This window comes from Microbacterium sp. 20-116, assembly GCF_041079415.1.
GTDB lineage: Bacteria > Actinomycetota > Actinomycetes > Actinomycetales > Microbacteriaceae > Microbacterium.
Genome location: NZ_JBFYGP010000001.1, coordinates 123,606 through 139,076, shown reverse-complemented (window position 1 = coordinate 139,076; position 15,471 = coordinate 123,606). Strand labels below are relative to the sequence as shown.

Below are 15,471 nucleotides of genomic sequence, written 5' to 3'. Positions count from 1 at the left end.
GGAACAGTTTAGGCGGTCGAGCCGGGCTCCTCCGACGAGGCGCCCGCGACGGACTGCCGGACCCCCTCGGCGGACTTCTGCGCCTCGCGCACACGCTTGCGGAGATTCTTGTCGGTGATCTGACGATCCCCCACGGCCCCGGGGGTCCACAGCTCCACGTCTTCGTCGCCGTAGCTCGACTTCGACGCTCGGCGCTTGACCTCGGGAGGAATCGCGCCGGGCGCCAGGCGGCGCGCGGTGATGAGGAAGCCCGTGTGCGCCACCATACGGTGGTCGGGGCGGACCGCGAGGCCCTCGACGTGCCACCCGCGGACCATGGTCTCGCTGGCATCCGGCTCGGTGAACAGCCCGGTCGCGCGGATGTACTCGGCCACGCGGCTGAGCTGGGTGGCGGTGGCGATGTAGCAGAGCACGACACCGCCCGGGGTCAGGGCGTCGGCCGCGGCGTCGATGCACTCCCACGGCGCGAGCATGTCGAGCACGATGCGGTCGACGGAGGCGGGGGCCACGGCATCCGGGAGGCTCTCGACCAGATCGCCGACGACGACCTCCCAGGTCGCGGGCAGCTCGCCGTGGAACGTCTCGACGTTGGCGCGGGCGACCTCGGCGAACTCCTCACGGCGCTCGAACGAGAGCAGCCGACCCGCCGGGCCGATCGCGCGCAGCAGCCACAGCGACAACGCACCCGACCCGACGCCGGCTTCGACGACGGTGGCGCCGGGGAAGATGTCGGCCTGCGCGAGGATCTGCGCGGCGTCCTTCGGGTAGACGATCGCGGCGCCGCGCGGCATGGACATGACGAAGTCGCGCAGCAGGGGGCGGACGGCCAGGTACTCGTGGCCGGAGCTGTTGGTCACCACGCTGCCGTCGGGCTGGCCGACGAGGAGCTCGTGCTTGAGCACGCCGTTGTGGGTGTGCAGCTCGCCTGCCTCGCGCAGGGTGATCGTGTGCATCCGCCCCTTGGGGCCGGTCAGCTGCACCCGGTCGCCGACCCGGAAGGGGCCGCTCAGGTGGGGGGTCTCGCTCATCGGGTGGCTCGTGTCTCTTCGGCGTGGGTCGGGGTGTGTGCGGCGTGGAGCGCCCGCAGGTGGGAGGTCGTGCGCCCCTCGAGGCTCGGCCACAGCGCGTGGGCGCCGACCCCCTCGAGCGGCACCATCAGCGGCACGCCGAGGGCGACGGCTCCGCTGGCGATCGCGGAGCGCAGTCCGTTCGGGGAGTCCTCGATCGCGACGGTGTCACCGATGTGGACGCCGAGGGCCGCGGCGGCCTGGAGATAGGGGTCGGGGTAGGGCTTGGGACGCTCGACGTCGTCGCCGGCCACCACGAGGTCGAATGCCGGGAAGTCGATGAGGTCGACCACCGACAGCGCCATGCGACGCATCGACATCGTCACCAGCGCCGTCTTGACGCCCTCGGAACGCAGGTCGGCGAGCAGCTCGCGAGCGCCCGGGCGGAACGGCACGCCGGTCACGGCGAGCTGTCGCTGCACCTCGTCGGTGAGGTACGAGATGATCTCGTCGACGCCCCAGGGCACGCCCGCGTTCTGCAGCAGCCGGGCGGAGTCCTCGAGGGCCAGGCCGACCATCCCGAGCGCCTGCTCGTGCGACCAGGTCCCCCCGAAGCGCTCCACGAGCGGGGTCTCCGCGGCCATCCAGTACGGCTCGGTGTCAACGAGCGTGCCGTCCATGTCCCAGAGGACGGCGGCGGGAGCGGGGGAAGTCATCGTTCCATCCTATTGAGAGCGCGACTCCCGCCCGTCCGGCCCGCTGGGCCCGGCGTGGGCGGGACCGGCTCGGTCCGTGCGGGTGCGCCTATCCTGGAAGCCAGCCCCGACGGGGCAGAGGAGGTTGCGTGGACGCACTGGGTCGCCGGATCATCGTCGCCGCGTTCGACGGGTGGAACGATGCCGGAGAAGCCGCGTCGGCGGCAGCGGCGATGCTGCGAGCCGACGTCGAGTACGAGGTCGTCCACACGGTCGACCCCGAACTGTACTTCGACTACCAGTACACGCGCCCGCAGGTCGGATTGGACGCCGAGGGGCGTCGCACCCTGAGCTGGCCCGAGGCCACGCTGCTGCGTCCCGTCGAACGCTCCGACGACGCCGAGATCTGGCTCCTCGTGGGCGTCGAGCCCGCCCGCGCCTGGCAGGCGTTCGCCGCCGAGTTCATCGACGTCGCCCTGCGCGAGGACGTCTCGGGCTTCGTCGCGCTCGGCTCGATGATGTCCGATGTACCCCACACGCGCCCCATCTCGGTGTTCGCCGGCAGCGACAACGAGGCCGTGCGCCAGTCGCTGTCGCTCGAGCGGAGCCTGTACGAGGGGCCGGTCGGCATCCTGAGCGCCATCGGTCACGTCTCGGAGACCGTGGGCATCCCGACCGCGAGCCTGTGGGCGAGCGTGCCGCACTACGTCGCCGGGCACACGCCCTCGCCCAAGGCCACCCTGGCCCTGCTCGAGAAGCTCGAGTCGATCACGGGCATCGCCGTTCCGCGGGGAGACCTCGAAAACGAGTCGCGCCTGTGGGAGGCGTCGATCGATGCGGCAGCGGCCGACGACGAGGAGATGAGCGAGTACATCCGCCAGCTCGAGCAGACGCGTGACACGTGGGACTCCCCCGAGGCGTCCGGAGACGCCATCGCCCAGGAGTTCGAGCGCTACCTGCGCCGCGGCGGCGAAGGCCCCACCAAGCCCGGCCGCGACGACCCGCCCCGCCGCTGAGTACGAGTCGGTCGCCGATCGCGCGACGCACTCTCGCCCTCATCCGACATGACGAAGGCGCCGTCCCCGAGCGGGACGGCGCCTTCGCGGCATCCGGGACTCAGCCGGTGATGACGGAGTACGCCGGCAGCACACCGAGCGTCAGCAGCACCATGATCAGCACGCCGAGAGCGACGCGATAGATCACGAACGGCAGGAAGCTGCCGCGCTTGAGGTACTGCATGAGGAAGGCGATCACGAGGTAGCCGACGACGAACGCGATGACGGTCGCCAGCGCGGTCTCACCCAGGGTGTACGGGCCGGTGCCCTCGTCGAAGCTCTTGTACAACTCGAAGAACCCGCTGGCGAAGACCGCCGGCACCGCGAGGAGGAACGAGTACTCCGCGGCGGCGGTGCGCTTGTAGCCGAGGGCACGACCGAGGGTCGTGGTCGCTCCCGAACGCGAGACCCCGGGAACGAGGGCGAGGGCCTGGGCGACGCCGAAGGCGACACCGTGCGGGTAGGTCAGGTCGTCGAGCTCGCGACGACGCTTTCCGTAGTGGTCGGCGAGACCGAGCAGGATGCCGAAGACGATGAGCACCACCGCGGTGATCCACAGACTCCGGAAGTTGTCGCGGATGAGGCTCTGCAGCAGCACGCCGAGCAACGCGATCGGCAGTGTGCCGATGATGACCAGCCAGCCCATGCGGGCGTCGGGGTCGGTGCGGGGCACCTTGCCGGTGAGCGAGCCGAACCATCGTGAGATGACCCGGACGATCTTCTTGCGGAAGTAGATCAGCACCGCGAGCTCGGTGCCGATCTGGGTGATGGCGGTGAACGTCGCGCCGGGGTCCGTCTTCGACGGGAGGAACTCCCCCACGATGCGCAGGTGGGCGCTCGAGGAGATGGGGAGGAACTCGGTGAGGCCCTGGACGAGCCCGAGGACGATGACCTCGAAGATATGCATGCGGCCCTTCAGTACGTGCGGATGAGGTCGGCGAGGACTCGCTGACCGAACTGGAGCGCGTCGACGGGGACGCGCTCGTCGACCCCGTGGAACATCCCGGTGAAGTCGAGGTCGGCGGGAAGGCGCAGCGGCGCGAATCCGTAACCGGCGATGCCGAGGCCAGCGAGGGCCTTGTTGTCGGTGCCGCCGCCCATGAGGTACGGCACGACGGGCACACCGGGATCGTGCCGACCGAGCTGCGCGATCATCGCGTCGACGAGGTCCCCCGAGAAGGGCACCTCGAGGCCGATGTCCTGATGGACGATCTCGATCTCGATGTCGGGACCGACGATCCGGCGGATGTCGGCGAGAGCCGCGTCTTCGGTGCCGGGGAGCACGCGCACGTCGATGAGCGCCTCGGCACGGTCGGGGATGACGTTGTGCTTGTAGCCGGCGGTGAGGCCGGTCGGATTCGTCGTCGTGCGCAGGGTGGAGCGGATGAAGCTGGATGCCGCGCCGGTGCGCAGGGCGAGAGCGTCGGGGTCGCCCGCGTCGTCGCCGGTGATCTCGGCCAGCCCCTGGAGCAACTGCGAGGTCGTGTCGGTGAGGCGGATCGGCCACTCGGTGCGACCGAGGGCGGCGACGGCCTCGGCGAGCTTCGTCACGGCGTTGTCGGCGTGCAGGCCGCTGCCGTGGCCCGCGCGGCCGCGGGCGACGAGCTTGATCCAGACGAGGGCCTTCTCGCCGACCTGGAGCAGGTACGCGCGGCGGTCGCCCACCGCGATCGAGTATCCGCCCACCTCGCTGATGGCCTCGGTCGCGCCGGCGAACCACTCGGGACGGTTCTTCACCACGAGTGCCGAGCCTTCGACGCCACCGTTCTCCTCGTCGGCGAAGAAGGTCACGATGATGTCGCGTTCGGGCTGCTCCCCCGCGCGCAGCACGTCGGCGACGGCGGTGAGGATCATGGCATCCATGTCCTTCATGTCGACGGCACCGCGCCCCCAGAGCACGCCGTCGCGGATCTCGCCCGCGAAGGGGTCGACGCTCCAGTCGGCGGCGACCGCCGGCACCACGTCGAGGTGGCCGTGCAGGATCAGGGCGGGCTTGTGGGGGTTGCGTCCGGGAATGCGGGCGCAGACGTTCGTGCGACGCGCGATGGGCTCGTAGTACTCGACCGGGAGGCCGAGGGCCTCGAGGTATGCGCCGACGTGCTCGGCCGCTTCGCGCTCGCCCTCGGCACGGCCTCCGCCGTAGTTCGAGGTATCGAACCGGATCAGGTCGCGCGCGACGCGGGCGACCTCGGGGACGTCGGTTTCGAGCTCGGGCATGCGCACTACGGTACCGGGGGCGAGCATGCTCCCCCGCCCCCGCGTCGCCGTGAGACGCGCCCGGGGGGCGGCATCGATTCGAGGCGGCGTCGGGAGCGTGGTAATGTCGTTCTTCGTTGCGAAAGCAGCAAATCACCCAGATGCGCGGGTGGCGGAATAGGTAGACGCGCTAGCTTGAGGTGCTAGTGCCCTTTAACGGGCGTGGGGGTTCAAGTCCCCCCTCGCGCACAGAACGAAGAAGGCCCCGGATTCATCCGGGGCCTTCTTCGTCGTCTATCGGAGGCTCTGTCACGGGTGGCCCGAGAGCGTGCGCGCTCGGCGCCGCGGGAGGGCGCGCGCCGGCGGTTCCCGGCGCAGCCGCACGTTCTGTCCGCGTCGCCCTCGCCGAGAGTCTTTCCCGCGCCCGCCGTGACTCCGCAGAAACACCCGCGTGACATCGGCCGCTTAGCGTCGAGGCATGCCCGCTTTCACCATCCCGACGATCGACATCTCCGCCTGGGTCGCCCCGGGCTCCCCCGATGCGCGAGCGGCGGTGGTCGCCGCCGTCGACCACGCGTGTCGCACCGTGGGGTTCATGCAGGTGGTGGGTCACGGCATCCCGGATGCCGTGATCTCGGAGCTGACCGAGGGAATCGACGAGTTCTTCGCCCTGCCGCTGGAGGCGAAGAAGGCGTACGTGCGGCCCGCGGCGGAGAATCGCGGGTACAGCCCGCCGAAGAGCGAGTCGCTCAGCTACAGCCTGGGCGTCGACCCGGTGACGCGGATGAACGACTTCTTCGAGGCGTTCAACGTGGGAACCTCCGCCGCGGAGTACCCCGGCAGCACCGCGACCGGAGCGGACTACGCCGAGAACACCTGGCCGGCCGAGACGCAGCTGTTTGAGCCCGCGGTGCACGCCTATTACGGCGAAGCGCGCCGGGTCGCGCACACTCTCACGCGGATCTTCGCTTCGGCGCTTCGGGTGCCCGAAGACTTCTTCGACGGCGTCACCGACCATTCGATCGATGTGCTGCGCATGAACAACTACGCCCTCCCGCCCGGCGAGATCGAGCTCGGCGCCGAGCTCACCGGCATGGGCGAGCACACCGACTTCGGCCTCGTGACGGTGCTGTGGGCGGATCAGGTCGCGGGCCTGCAGGTGCTCGGCCAGGACGGCTCGTGGAACGACGTCTCCCCCGCGCGCGGCGCGCTGCTCGTCAATCTCGGTGACGTCGCCGCCCGCCTGACCAACGACCGCTGGATGTCGACGCTGCACCGGGTGAAGCCACCCGTCGTCGACGGGACGATCGAACGCCGCCGATCCGCCGCCTTCTTCCACGACGGCAATGCCGACGCCGTCATCGCCCCGCTGCCGCACTTCGTCTCGGACGAGGCTCCGGCCCTGTACGAACCGGTGACGATCCGCGAGCACATCGCGGCGAAGCTCGCAGGGTCGCGCGCGGGGCGCAAGAACACCGGTGCACAGCGCGAGGCGGCGCGGGTGACGGCAGCGAGCAGAGGCTGAGCCGAGCCGCGGGTGACGGGCGGGGCTTGCGCTCGCACGGGGTGACGGCGGACGCGGCTCGCACCCACACGCGGGCGACGGCGGACGCGGCTCGCACCCACACGCGGGCGACGGCAGGCGCGGCTCGCACCCACAGGCGGGCGACGGCGGACGCGGCGCGCCCACACGCAGGTGACGGCGGACGCGGCTCGCACCCACACGCGGGCGACGGCGGACGCGGCTCGCACCCACACGCGGGCGACGGCGGACGCGGCTCGCACCCACACGCATAAACGCGATCAGCGACCAGAAACACGCGCTCCTCGCGTTTCTGCGCGCCAATCGCGTTTACGCGCGACACGACGGCCGAACCCGGCACCAGACCAACACCGGGCCGGACCAACACCGAGCCGGACGCGCATCGCGGGGGCGAGCGCGGTCAAACGGCCTCATGCCCACACGCATAAACGCGATCAGCGACCAGAAACACGCGCTCCCCGCGTTTTCGCGCGCCAATCGCGTTTATGCGCGACACAACGGCCCAGCCTCGCATCAGACCGACACCGGGCCGGAACAAAACCGGCACGAGACCAACACCGAGCCGGACGCGCATCGCGGGTGGCCGGCGCCGGCGAATGACCTCACGCCCACACGCATAAACGCGATCAGCGACCAAAAACACGCGCTCCCCGCGTTTCCGCGCGTAGAGCGCGTTTAAGTGCACCGGGGACGCGATCGCCGCGGGGCCGAATCAGGCCGCCGACACCCCGAACAGCAGCCCCAGCAGGTAGGTCACGGCAGCGGCACCGAAGCCGATCGCGAGCTGACGCAGACCGCGCTTGAGCGGCGAAGCACCCGAGAGCAGACCGACCATCGCACCGGTGCCCATCAGCGCGACGCCGACCAGGCCGAGGGCGAGGGCCACGGCCGCGAAGCCCGACATCCCGAAGATCCACGGCAGCACCGGGATGATCGCCCCCGAGGCGAAGAACAGGAAGCTCGACAGGGCCGCACCCCACGCGCTGCCGACGACGTCGTGCGAGGACTCGCCAGGGGCAGCCGCGGCGGGTGCGGTACCGGCCTGGGCCGCGGTGACGACCTCGCGAGCCTTTTCGAGGGCCTCATCGGGGTGCATCCCGCGGGTGCGGTAGACCAGCGCGAGCTCGTTGGCATCCAGGTCGAGGTGAGGAAGAGCAGAGTCGGCGAAGTCGCTCTCTTCGGTGGCCTCGAGCAACTCGCGCTGCGAACGCACCGACACGAACTCACCGGCGCCCATCGAGAGGGCTCCCGCGAGCAGGCCCGCGATGCCGCTGAACAGCACGAAACTCGGGGCGACACCAGTCGCGCCGACACCCATCACGAGCGCGAGGTTCGACACAAGACCGTCGTTGGCGCCGAAGACGGCGGCGCGGAAGGTCCCCGAGAGGCGTCGACGGCCGCGGGCGGCGAGGCCCCGCACGACCTCGTGGTGCACGCGCTCGTCGGCGGCCATCGCGGGGGTGGCGTAGGGCTCGTCGGCGTAGGGCGAGCGGGCCTCGGCGTTCTGGGCCAGGGCCAGCACGAAGATCGAGCCGAAACGGCGGGCCATCCACGCCAGGAGACGCGTGCCGATGCCGGGCTGTGGAAGGCGCGGCGGCTGCTCGCCGAGCAGGTCGATCCAGTGCTGCTCGTGGCGCCCCTCGGCCTCGGCGAGGGCGAGGAGGATGTCGCGTTCTTCGCCGGTGCGGCGCGACGCGAGCTCTCGGTAGACGCGCGCCTCGGCGCGTTCGTCGACGAGATAGCGAGCCCAGCGGCGGCGATCGCGGGCGGTGGGTGTGGCGGGGGTCGTCACGGGGGCTCCTTCGGGTCGTCCCCCACCGTAGTGAGAGGGATTCGCCCTCTCGGGCGCGTCGGCTCACACTGACAGCATTTCGGGCCTCCGAAGAGCGTGATCCCGCGGATGCCGGGGCTTCGGTGCCAGCATTTCGGGACCGCGAAAGCGGGTCGGCGGCGGCGTCACAGGGGCCGGCGCATCGCACCGCGCGCGGCGGCGTCACCGGGGGCCGGCGCATCACCGGCGCGCGGCGCTGCCAGCGTCACGAGACGGTGCGCCGCAACGACGCCATAGACGGCCGCGGCGTACGCAATTCCTGAGTTCCGGGCGCGGCGCCCGCGGCGGCGAGGCCCGGGGTCCGATTGTCAGGGGCTACGGGTATCACCGGCTGGCGGGCTGAGCCGCAGCGGCGCGAGTCTCGGGAGTTAGGTACGCTCGCGGCGGCTCCCCGCGGCCGATGCGCCGCCCGGGTCGCCACTGCGGCCGGCCCACCGCGCAGGGTCGCCACCGCGGCCGCCCCGACGCGGGGCCGGGCGACGCGGGGCCGGCCGGCGCGGGGCCGGGGCTTGCACGCGCCTCAGGAATGCACGCGCTTGCGCAGGACGTTGATGCGCGCCTGCAGTTGGGCGACCGTCGCGTGCGACACGGCGGGGCCGCCGCAGATGCGCCGGAGCTCGGCGTGCACCAGGCCGTGAGGCTCGCCGCTCTGGCGGGCGTAGAGACCGACCATCGTGTTGAGCAGCTGGCGCTGCTCTTTGAGGGTGCGGTGGAGGGGCGCCGGGAGCCCGCCGTCGTCGACCGAGGGCGGCTCGACGCCGCTCTCCTTCTCGGTCGCCTCGCGACTCGAGCGGTGGCGCGACTGCCGCGTCGCGCGCGACATGAGCACCTCGTGCACCTGTTCGGGTTCGAGAAGACCCGGGATGCCGAGGAACTCCTCCTCTTCGATGGTTCCGGGAACCGCGAGCTGACCGAACTCCTGCCCGTCGAACATCACGCGATCGAAGTGCGCGAGGGATCCGAGCGCCTGGTACTCGAATTCCTGCTCGAGCGCGTCGGAGGCTTTGTCCTCGCGCTCGGCGGCATCCATCATGTCTTCTTCGGCGTTCCATTGGTCTTCCGCGTCGCTGTCGCGATCGAGGGCGTGCTCGCGCTGCGCCTCCATCTCGCCGGCGAGAGCGAGCAGCTGCGGGACGTTGGGAAGGAACACGCTCGCGGTCTCACCGCGACGGCGCGCACGGACGAAACGCCCGATGGCCTGGGCGAAGAACAGCGGAGTCGAAGCGCTCGTGGCGTACACGCCGACGGCGAGGCGCGGGACGTCGACACCCTCGGACACCATGCGGACGGCGACCATCCAGCGGCTCGTGCCCTTCGAGAACGTCTCGATCCGCCCCGAGGCCTCGGCTTCGTCCGAGAGGACGATGGTGACCTTCTCGCCGCTGATGTCTTCGAGGATGGCGGCGTAGGCGCGTGCGGCGGTCTGATCCGTCGCGATGACCAGGCCCCCGGCATCCGGAACCGTCTCTCGCACCTCGGTGAGGCGGCGATCGGCGGAGCGCAGGACCGCGGGGATCCAGTCGCCGTTCGGGTCGAGCGCCGTGCGCCAGGCCTGCGAGGTGATGTCTTTGGTGTTGTCCTGGCCGAGCTGGGCCTCCATCTCCTCCCCGGCCTTGGTGCGCCAGCGCATCTGCCCGGCGTAGACGAGGAAGAAGACGGGCCGGACGACGCCGTCCTCGAGAGCGCGCTTGTAGCCGTAGGCGTAGTCGGTGCGCGAGAGGCGGATGCCCTTGGAGTTGGGGTGGTACTCCACGAAGGGGATGGGCGCGGTGTCGCTGCGGAACGGCGTTCCCGACAGCAGCAGGCGGCGAGTCGCGCGGTTGTAGGCCTCGCGCAGGGCGTCGCCCCAGCTCAGCGCATCTCCACCGTGATGCACCTCGTCGAGGATGACGAGGGTTCTGGCATCCATCGTCAGACGCTGATGCACCTCGGCCTTCACCGCGACCTGCGCATACGTCACCGCGACGCCGTGGTACTGCCGGGAGGGGGTGGCGTGCCGATTGGAGAAGAAGGGATCGAGACGGATGCCGACCCGCGCGGCCGCCTCGGCCCACTGGGTCTTGAGGTGCTCGGTGGGGGCCACCACGACGATGCGGTCGACGACGCGACGACGCATCAGCTCGGAGGCGAGGCGGAGGGCGAAGGTCGTCTTGCCGGCGCCGGGGGTGGCCGCGGCGAGGAAATCGCGCGGGCCCTTGCCCTCGCCGTCGGGCCCGTCGAGGCCGAAGTAGAGGTCGAGCGCCTCGGCCTGCCAGGCGCGCAGGCGCTGCGCCGTTCCCCAGGGGGCGCGCTGCGGGAACGAGGGCGACAGGTGCTCGGCGGCGAACGAGCCGAAGTGGGGTTCGACGCCGTCGGCCGTCGCGGCGTCGAGAGGCAACGGCGCCTCGCCGGGGAGGGGGTGGTCGGCGACGGGCGCGGTGGCGTGGGTGGGGGCGGCGGGGGCGTCCGCGGAGGCGGGCGCGGCGGAGCTGACCGCCGCGGGGCCGGGGCTGGCGACCGGGCGGGGACCGGCCGCGGCGTCCGGACTGGCAATGGGACCCGGGGACGCCACGGGGCCGGGACTCGCGATCGGACCCTGAGACGCCACGGGCCCAGGAGCCGCGACGGACCCAGGACTCGCGATCGGACCCGGGGACGCCACGGGGCCGGGGCTGGCGATGCGTGTCGAGGGCACGGCATCCGGGTCTGCGGGGGTGTGCGGGAGGTTCGGGGTGCGGGCTTCTTCTTCCAGCATCGAACCTCCGTCCCGTGTGTGCGCGAACATCCACGATAGGCGAAGCGGATCGGTCGTGGCGGCGGCCGGTGAGTCGTTCCGCCGTCTCACCGTCGATAAACGCTCTCCGCACGCAGAAACGCTCTCTCCGCGCGTTTTCGCGCGGACATCGCGTTTATGCGTCGAGGAGACGGCACGTCGGGCGTGTCTGCCGTCGGGGCGTCTCGACGAGTGGCGGGGCAGGCCGCACCGGAGCCTGGAGCGATGTCGGAGGCCGGGGTTAGCCTGGGGGTCGGAGGTTTCGATGACACTCGATCCGCACTCGCCCCGCACCTCGCCCTCGCCCGACAACCCCGGTCCGCACCCCTGGCGCCGGTACGTCGCCCTGGGCGATTCGTTCACCGAAGGCATCGGCGACCCGCTGCCAGACGGCGGCCATCGGGGGTGGGCCGACCGCGTCGCCGAGGTCCTCGCCTCGGCGGTCGACGACTTCGCCTACGCCAACCTCGCCGTGCGCGGCAAGCTCATCGGGCAGATCGTGGCCGACCAGATCGAGCCCGCGCTCGCGCTCAAGCCCGACCTCATCACGTTCTCGGCGGGCGGCAACGACGTCATCCGTCCCGGGACCGATCCGGATGCCGTGGCCCAGCAGTTCGAAGATGCCGTCATCCGCCTGCGTCGCGACAACGCCACCGTCGTCGTGTTCACCGGCATCGATACCGAGTTCACGCCCGTGTTCCGCGGCATTCGCGGCAAGGTCGCGATCTACAACGAGAACATCCGCGCGATCGCCGACGCCCACGACTGCGTCGTCGCCGACCAGTGGGGACTGAAAGAGGTGCAGGACATGCGCTTCTTCGACGACGACCGGCTTCACTACAACGCTCTCGGCCACCACGAGGTGGCGCGCATGGTGCTGCGGGCGTTGAACGTGCCCAACGACCTGCAGCCGATGCAGCCCGAGGCCCTGAACGCCACCACGTGGCGTGCCGCGCGCGAGAAAGACCTCGTGTGGGCGCGGTCGTACCTCGTTCCGTGGGTGCTGCGGCGTCTGCGGCATCAGTCGTCGGGCGACCACATCCAGGCCAAGCGTCCCGAGCCGCTGCCCGTCATCACGCTGGCGCCGGGGCGGGATGCCACGGCCTCGGGCGAGACGCGGGTCTGACCGCCGTGTCGGTCGAGGCCCTCGTCCCCGGAGTCCGCGCGCGCGGATGAGCCGCCCCGCGACCCACCCCCGCCGCCCGCTCACGCGAACGCCGGGGCACCCTCCACCGCCCCCGCGAGCTCTGCGAGCGTGCGGTGACTCAGCACGTCGGCGATCGTCACGGAGACCCCGCGCGCGGCGAGGGCGTGGGTGAACGAGACGAGGTCGATGCTGTCCATTCCGGCGTCGAGGAGGTCGTCGTCGCGGTCGACCGGGTGACCGAGCACGGCTTCGGCGGCCTCAGCGAGAACGGCCTCCGCGAGAGCCACCTCCGCGAGATCGGCTCGCGCAGAGGTGGTCTCAGCGAGAACGCCCCCCGCAGAGACGGCCACGGCGGGCTCCAGCGCCTGCAGCGCGCGCGCGTCGAGCTTGCCGTTCGGCGTCAGCGGCAGCGCCTCGACCAGTACCGCGTCGGCGGGAACCATGTACCCCGGCAGCACCGCGGCGAGCTGCGTGCGGAAGGAGGCGGCATCCATGAATCGGGGGAAGGGACCCGGCTCGTCGGTGACGAGGAAGGCCCGCAGCACCGTCCCGCGCCCGCGGGGCCGCGGGAGCACCGCGGCCTCGCGCACCCCGCCGAGGCTGCGCACTGCCGTCGCGACCTCGCCGAGTTCGATGCGGTGCCCGCGGATCTTGACCTGGTCGTCGGAGCGGCCGAGGTACGCGAGTCGTCCGTCGGGTCGCACGCGGACCAGGTCGGCGGTGCGGTACATGCGTCCGCCGTGCCGGAAGGGGTCGGCGACGAAGCGCTCGGCGGTGAGGGCTGCGCGCGCCGCGTACCCGCGCGCGAGCTGCGGGCCGGCGAGGTAGAGCTCGCCGACGGCTCCCACGGGTGTGGGCCGCAGCCGCCGGTCGAGGACGTACGCGCGCATCCCGGCGACCGGTCGACCCAGCACGACCTCGTCGGTCTCGCTCATCACCGCCGACACGGCGTCGACGGTCGTCTCGGTGGGTCCGTAGAAGTTCATCGCGCGCACCGGCGAATCCCCCAGCGTGCGCCACGCCTCGACACCGACCGCCTCTCCCCCGAGTCCCAGCACGCGCAAGCGCTCGTGCACCGGGCTGTCGGCCGGCAGGCACCCGAAAAGCGTGGGCGACAGCTCGATCATCGTGATGCCGCGGCCCAGGATCTCGGCCTCGAGGCTGACCGGATCGCGCATCGTGTCGGCGTCGAGCAGCTCCACCCGGTGTCCCGAGAACAGGGCCAGCAACGGCTGCCACGACGCGTCGAACCCGAACGACCACGCGTGCCCGACGGTAAGCGACCCCGGTGCGGCGCCGGAGTACGCACGCTCGGCGTGGTCGGCGTGGAGGGCCACGATGCCGCGGTGCGTGGCGACGACGCCCTTGGGCTCCCCCGTCGACCCGGAGGTGAAGATCATGTATAGCGCGTCGTCGGGGTGCACTTCGACGACGGGCGGGGCGGCGTCCGCGGGCTCGACCTTCGGCACGTCGTGCCACGGCGAGACGCCGATCACCGCTCGAGGGTCGGACAGGCGGCGGATCGCGTCGAGGCGACCGGCGGGTAGCGTCGGGTCGAGGTACACCGCGCACGCACCGGCCCGGGCGATGCCGAACAGCGCCTCGACCACCTCGATCGAGCGCGGCAGGGCGATGCCGACCACGTCTCCCCCGCCGATCCCCGCGGCGGCGAGTCCGGCGGCGAGGCGGGCCGTGCGATCGTCGAGCTCGCGGTAGGTCCAGGCGCGGGTGCCGTCGGCGAGGGCGATGGCGTCGGGGCCGGATGCTACGGCCCCGGCGAACAGGTCGGGAACGGTGCGGCGGTCTTCGAGCGGGGCGCCCCGGTCGTTCGCCGCGCTCGGGTCGCGGCGAGAGACGGCGGCATCCATCCCCGCGGTGAGATTGCTGTCGCGCCCGACTGCACACGCGTCACCGGCCAGCCGCGCCCACGCCGCGCGGTCCACGTGCCGTTCGGCCCGGATGCCGTCGACCGGCGCGGCGGGTCGGGCGATGATCTCGTCCAGCGCGGCCTGCCACAGATCGGCGAGCCCCGACGCGGAGTGCCCGACGAGCTGCTCAGCGCGCACCTCGACATCGACGACGAACCGACCCTCGATCACCGCGGGGGCGACGACGAGCGGGTAGTGCGTGAGGCTGTGCGCTTCGGCGTGGCGGACAGCGGCATCCGGAGCGAAACCGGTGCCGTCGTGACGCGAGACGGGCGCGTTCTGGAAGACGAGCAGGGTGTCGAAGAGCGACCCGGCGCCGGCGGTGCGGGCGATCGCGCGCAGCCCGGGGTGGGCGTGTGCGACGTCGAGGGCAAAGTCGTGCTGCAGCCGCTCGAGCACGGCGGCCACGGGAGCGTCGTCGAGGCCGATACGCACCGGCACGGTCGTGATGAACAGCCCCACCATGCTCTCGCTGCCGACGAGCTCGGGGTCGCGGCCCGACACGGTGGTGCCGAAGACGACGTCGTCGCGGTCGGTCAGGCGCGACAGCATCACGGCGGTGGCGAGCTGGGCGAGCGTGTTCAGGGTCACGTCGTGGCTGCGGGCGAACGACAGGAGGCGATCGGTGTCGGATGCCGACCACCCCCGCCGCTCGATCGTGGCGGCGCCGAAGCGGCCGTCGCCGGGCTCGGTCGCACGGTCGGCCAGCTGCAACGGGACGAAGCCGTCGCCGAGACGCGCGCGCCAGTGGTCGAGCGCTGCGGTCATATCTTTCTGCTGCAGGTGGAGCACCTGATCGCGGAAGGGGCGCACCGCGGGGAGCGCGGCGTCTGCGTAGGCACGCTGGATCTCGTCGATCACGATGCCGAACGACCACCCGTCGAGTGCGATGTGGTGCCCGGTGAGCACGACCTCGTCGCCCGCGTCGGCATGGACGAGGGTCACGCGCAGCAGCGGACCGGTGCGCACGTCGAACCCGCGCCCGCGTTCCTCGTCGGCGATCGTCACGCCGTCGCCGGAGCGTTCTTCGACGGGGATCGTCCCCCGCGCGGGAATGACGTGGACCGGGTGCGGCAGTCCCTCGTCGACGAAGCGCCCGAGCACGACCGGGTGACGCGCAGCGACCGTGTCGACGGCGGAGCGCAAGCGAGTGGCATCCACTCGCCCGTCGAGTTCGAGACGCACCTGGATGACGTACGCGTCGTCGGTCTCGGCGGCCAGGGCCAGCAGTCCGCGCTGCAGCGGGGTGGCCTGAAGGACGTCGGCGATCATCGGCAATCTCCTGTCGAGGCGGGACGCGGGGCACGCGGGGTCACG

At 71.6% G+C, this 15,471-nt stretch carries 10 protein-coding genes and 1 tRNA gene; 4 read left to right on the top strand and 7 right to left on the bottom strand.

Annotation, left to right across the window (positions count from 1 at the left end):
- Positions 1-8 precede the first annotated feature (8 nt).
- Together AB6V29_RS00585 and AB6V29_RS00580 are read right to left on the bottom strand one after the other, a co-directional pair.
- Positions 9-1,028: a tRNA (adenine-N1)-methyltransferase gene (locus AB6V29_RS00585; RefSeq protein ID WP_267787396.1), complete on the bottom strand. Its 1,020-nt coding sequence runs from the start codon at positions 1,026-1,028 to the stop codon at positions 9-11.
- On the bottom strand, positions 1,025-1,723 hold the full coding sequence (locus tag AB6V29_RS00580) for an HAD family phosphatase (RefSeq protein WP_210075265.1): 699 nt from the start codon (positions 1,721-1,723) through the stop codon (positions 1,025-1,027). The genes AB6V29_RS00585 and AB6V29_RS00580 overlap by 4 nt, the downstream gene beginning before the upstream one ends.
- Before the next feature lie 128 nt (positions 1,724-1,851).
- Here AB6V29_RS00580 and AB6V29_RS00575 point away from each other — a divergent pair, with 128 nt between their 5' ends.
- Entirely contained in the window at positions 1,852-2,718 is an 867-nt protein-coding gene (locus AB6V29_RS00575) for a PAC2 family protein (RefSeq protein WP_210075267.1), read from the top strand.
- A 100-nt stretch (positions 2,719-2,818) separates the two neighbouring features.
- Here AB6V29_RS00575 and AB6V29_RS00570 read toward each other — a convergent pair whose 3' ends face one another.
- On the bottom strand, positions 2,819-3,664 hold the full coding sequence (locus tag AB6V29_RS00570; RefSeq protein WP_369356453.1) for an undecaprenyl-diphosphate phosphatase: 846 nt from the start codon (positions 3,662-3,664) through the stop codon (positions 2,819-2,821).
- An 8-nt stretch (positions 3,665-3,672) separates the two neighbouring features.
- Complete coding sequence (locus AB6V29_RS00565) at positions 3,673-4,974, bottom strand: M20/M25/M40 family metallo-hydrolase (RefSeq protein ID WP_369356451.1); 1,302 nt, start codon at positions 4,972-4,974, stop codon at positions 3,673-3,675.
- A 142-nt stretch (positions 4,975-5,116) separates the two neighbouring features.
- On the opposite strand from AB6V29_RS00565, the gene AB6V29_RS00560 reads away from it, so the two are divergent.
- Positions 5,117-5,202 (top strand) — tRNA-Leu (locus AB6V29_RS00560).
- Positions 5,203-5,431: 229 nt separating this feature from the next.
- Complete coding sequence (locus tag AB6V29_RS00555; RefSeq protein ID WP_369356449.1) at positions 5,432-6,478, top strand: isopenicillin N synthase family dioxygenase; 1,047 nt, start codon at positions 5,432-5,434, stop codon at positions 6,476-6,478.
- Positions 6,479-7,208: 730 nt separating this feature from the next.
- Here AB6V29_RS00555 and AB6V29_RS00550 read toward each other — a convergent pair.
- Positions 7,209-8,288, bottom strand: coding sequence for a VIT1/CCC1 family protein (locus AB6V29_RS00550; RefSeq protein WP_210075284.1), 1,080 nt, complete (start codon positions 8,286-8,288; stop codon positions 7,209-7,211).
- 559 nt (positions 8,289-8,847) lie between these two features.
- Positions 8,848-11,061 (bottom strand): DEAD/DEAH box helicase family protein, encoded by a 2,214-nt coding sequence (locus tag AB6V29_RS00545; RefSeq protein ID WP_369356447.1) that lies wholly within the window; start codon positions 11,059-11,061, stop codon positions 8,848-8,850.
- A 283-nt stretch (positions 11,062-11,344) separates the two neighbouring features.
- Here AB6V29_RS00545 and AB6V29_RS00540 point away from each other — a divergent pair, with 283 nt between their 5' ends.
- On the top strand, positions 11,345-12,205 hold the full coding sequence (locus AB6V29_RS00540; protein WP_307316607.1) for an SGNH/GDSL hydrolase family protein: 861 nt from the start codon (positions 11,345-11,347) through the stop codon (positions 12,203-12,205).
- A gap of 80 nt (positions 12,206-12,285) precedes the next feature.
- Here the strand turns inward: AB6V29_RS00540 and AB6V29_RS00535 are convergent, their stop codons facing one another.
- On the bottom strand, positions 12,286-15,426 hold the full coding sequence (locus AB6V29_RS00535; RefSeq protein ID WP_369356444.1) for an amino acid adenylation domain-containing protein: 3,141 nt from the start codon (positions 15,424-15,426) through the stop codon (positions 12,286-12,288).
- Positions 15,427-15,471: the final 45 nt, after the last annotated feature.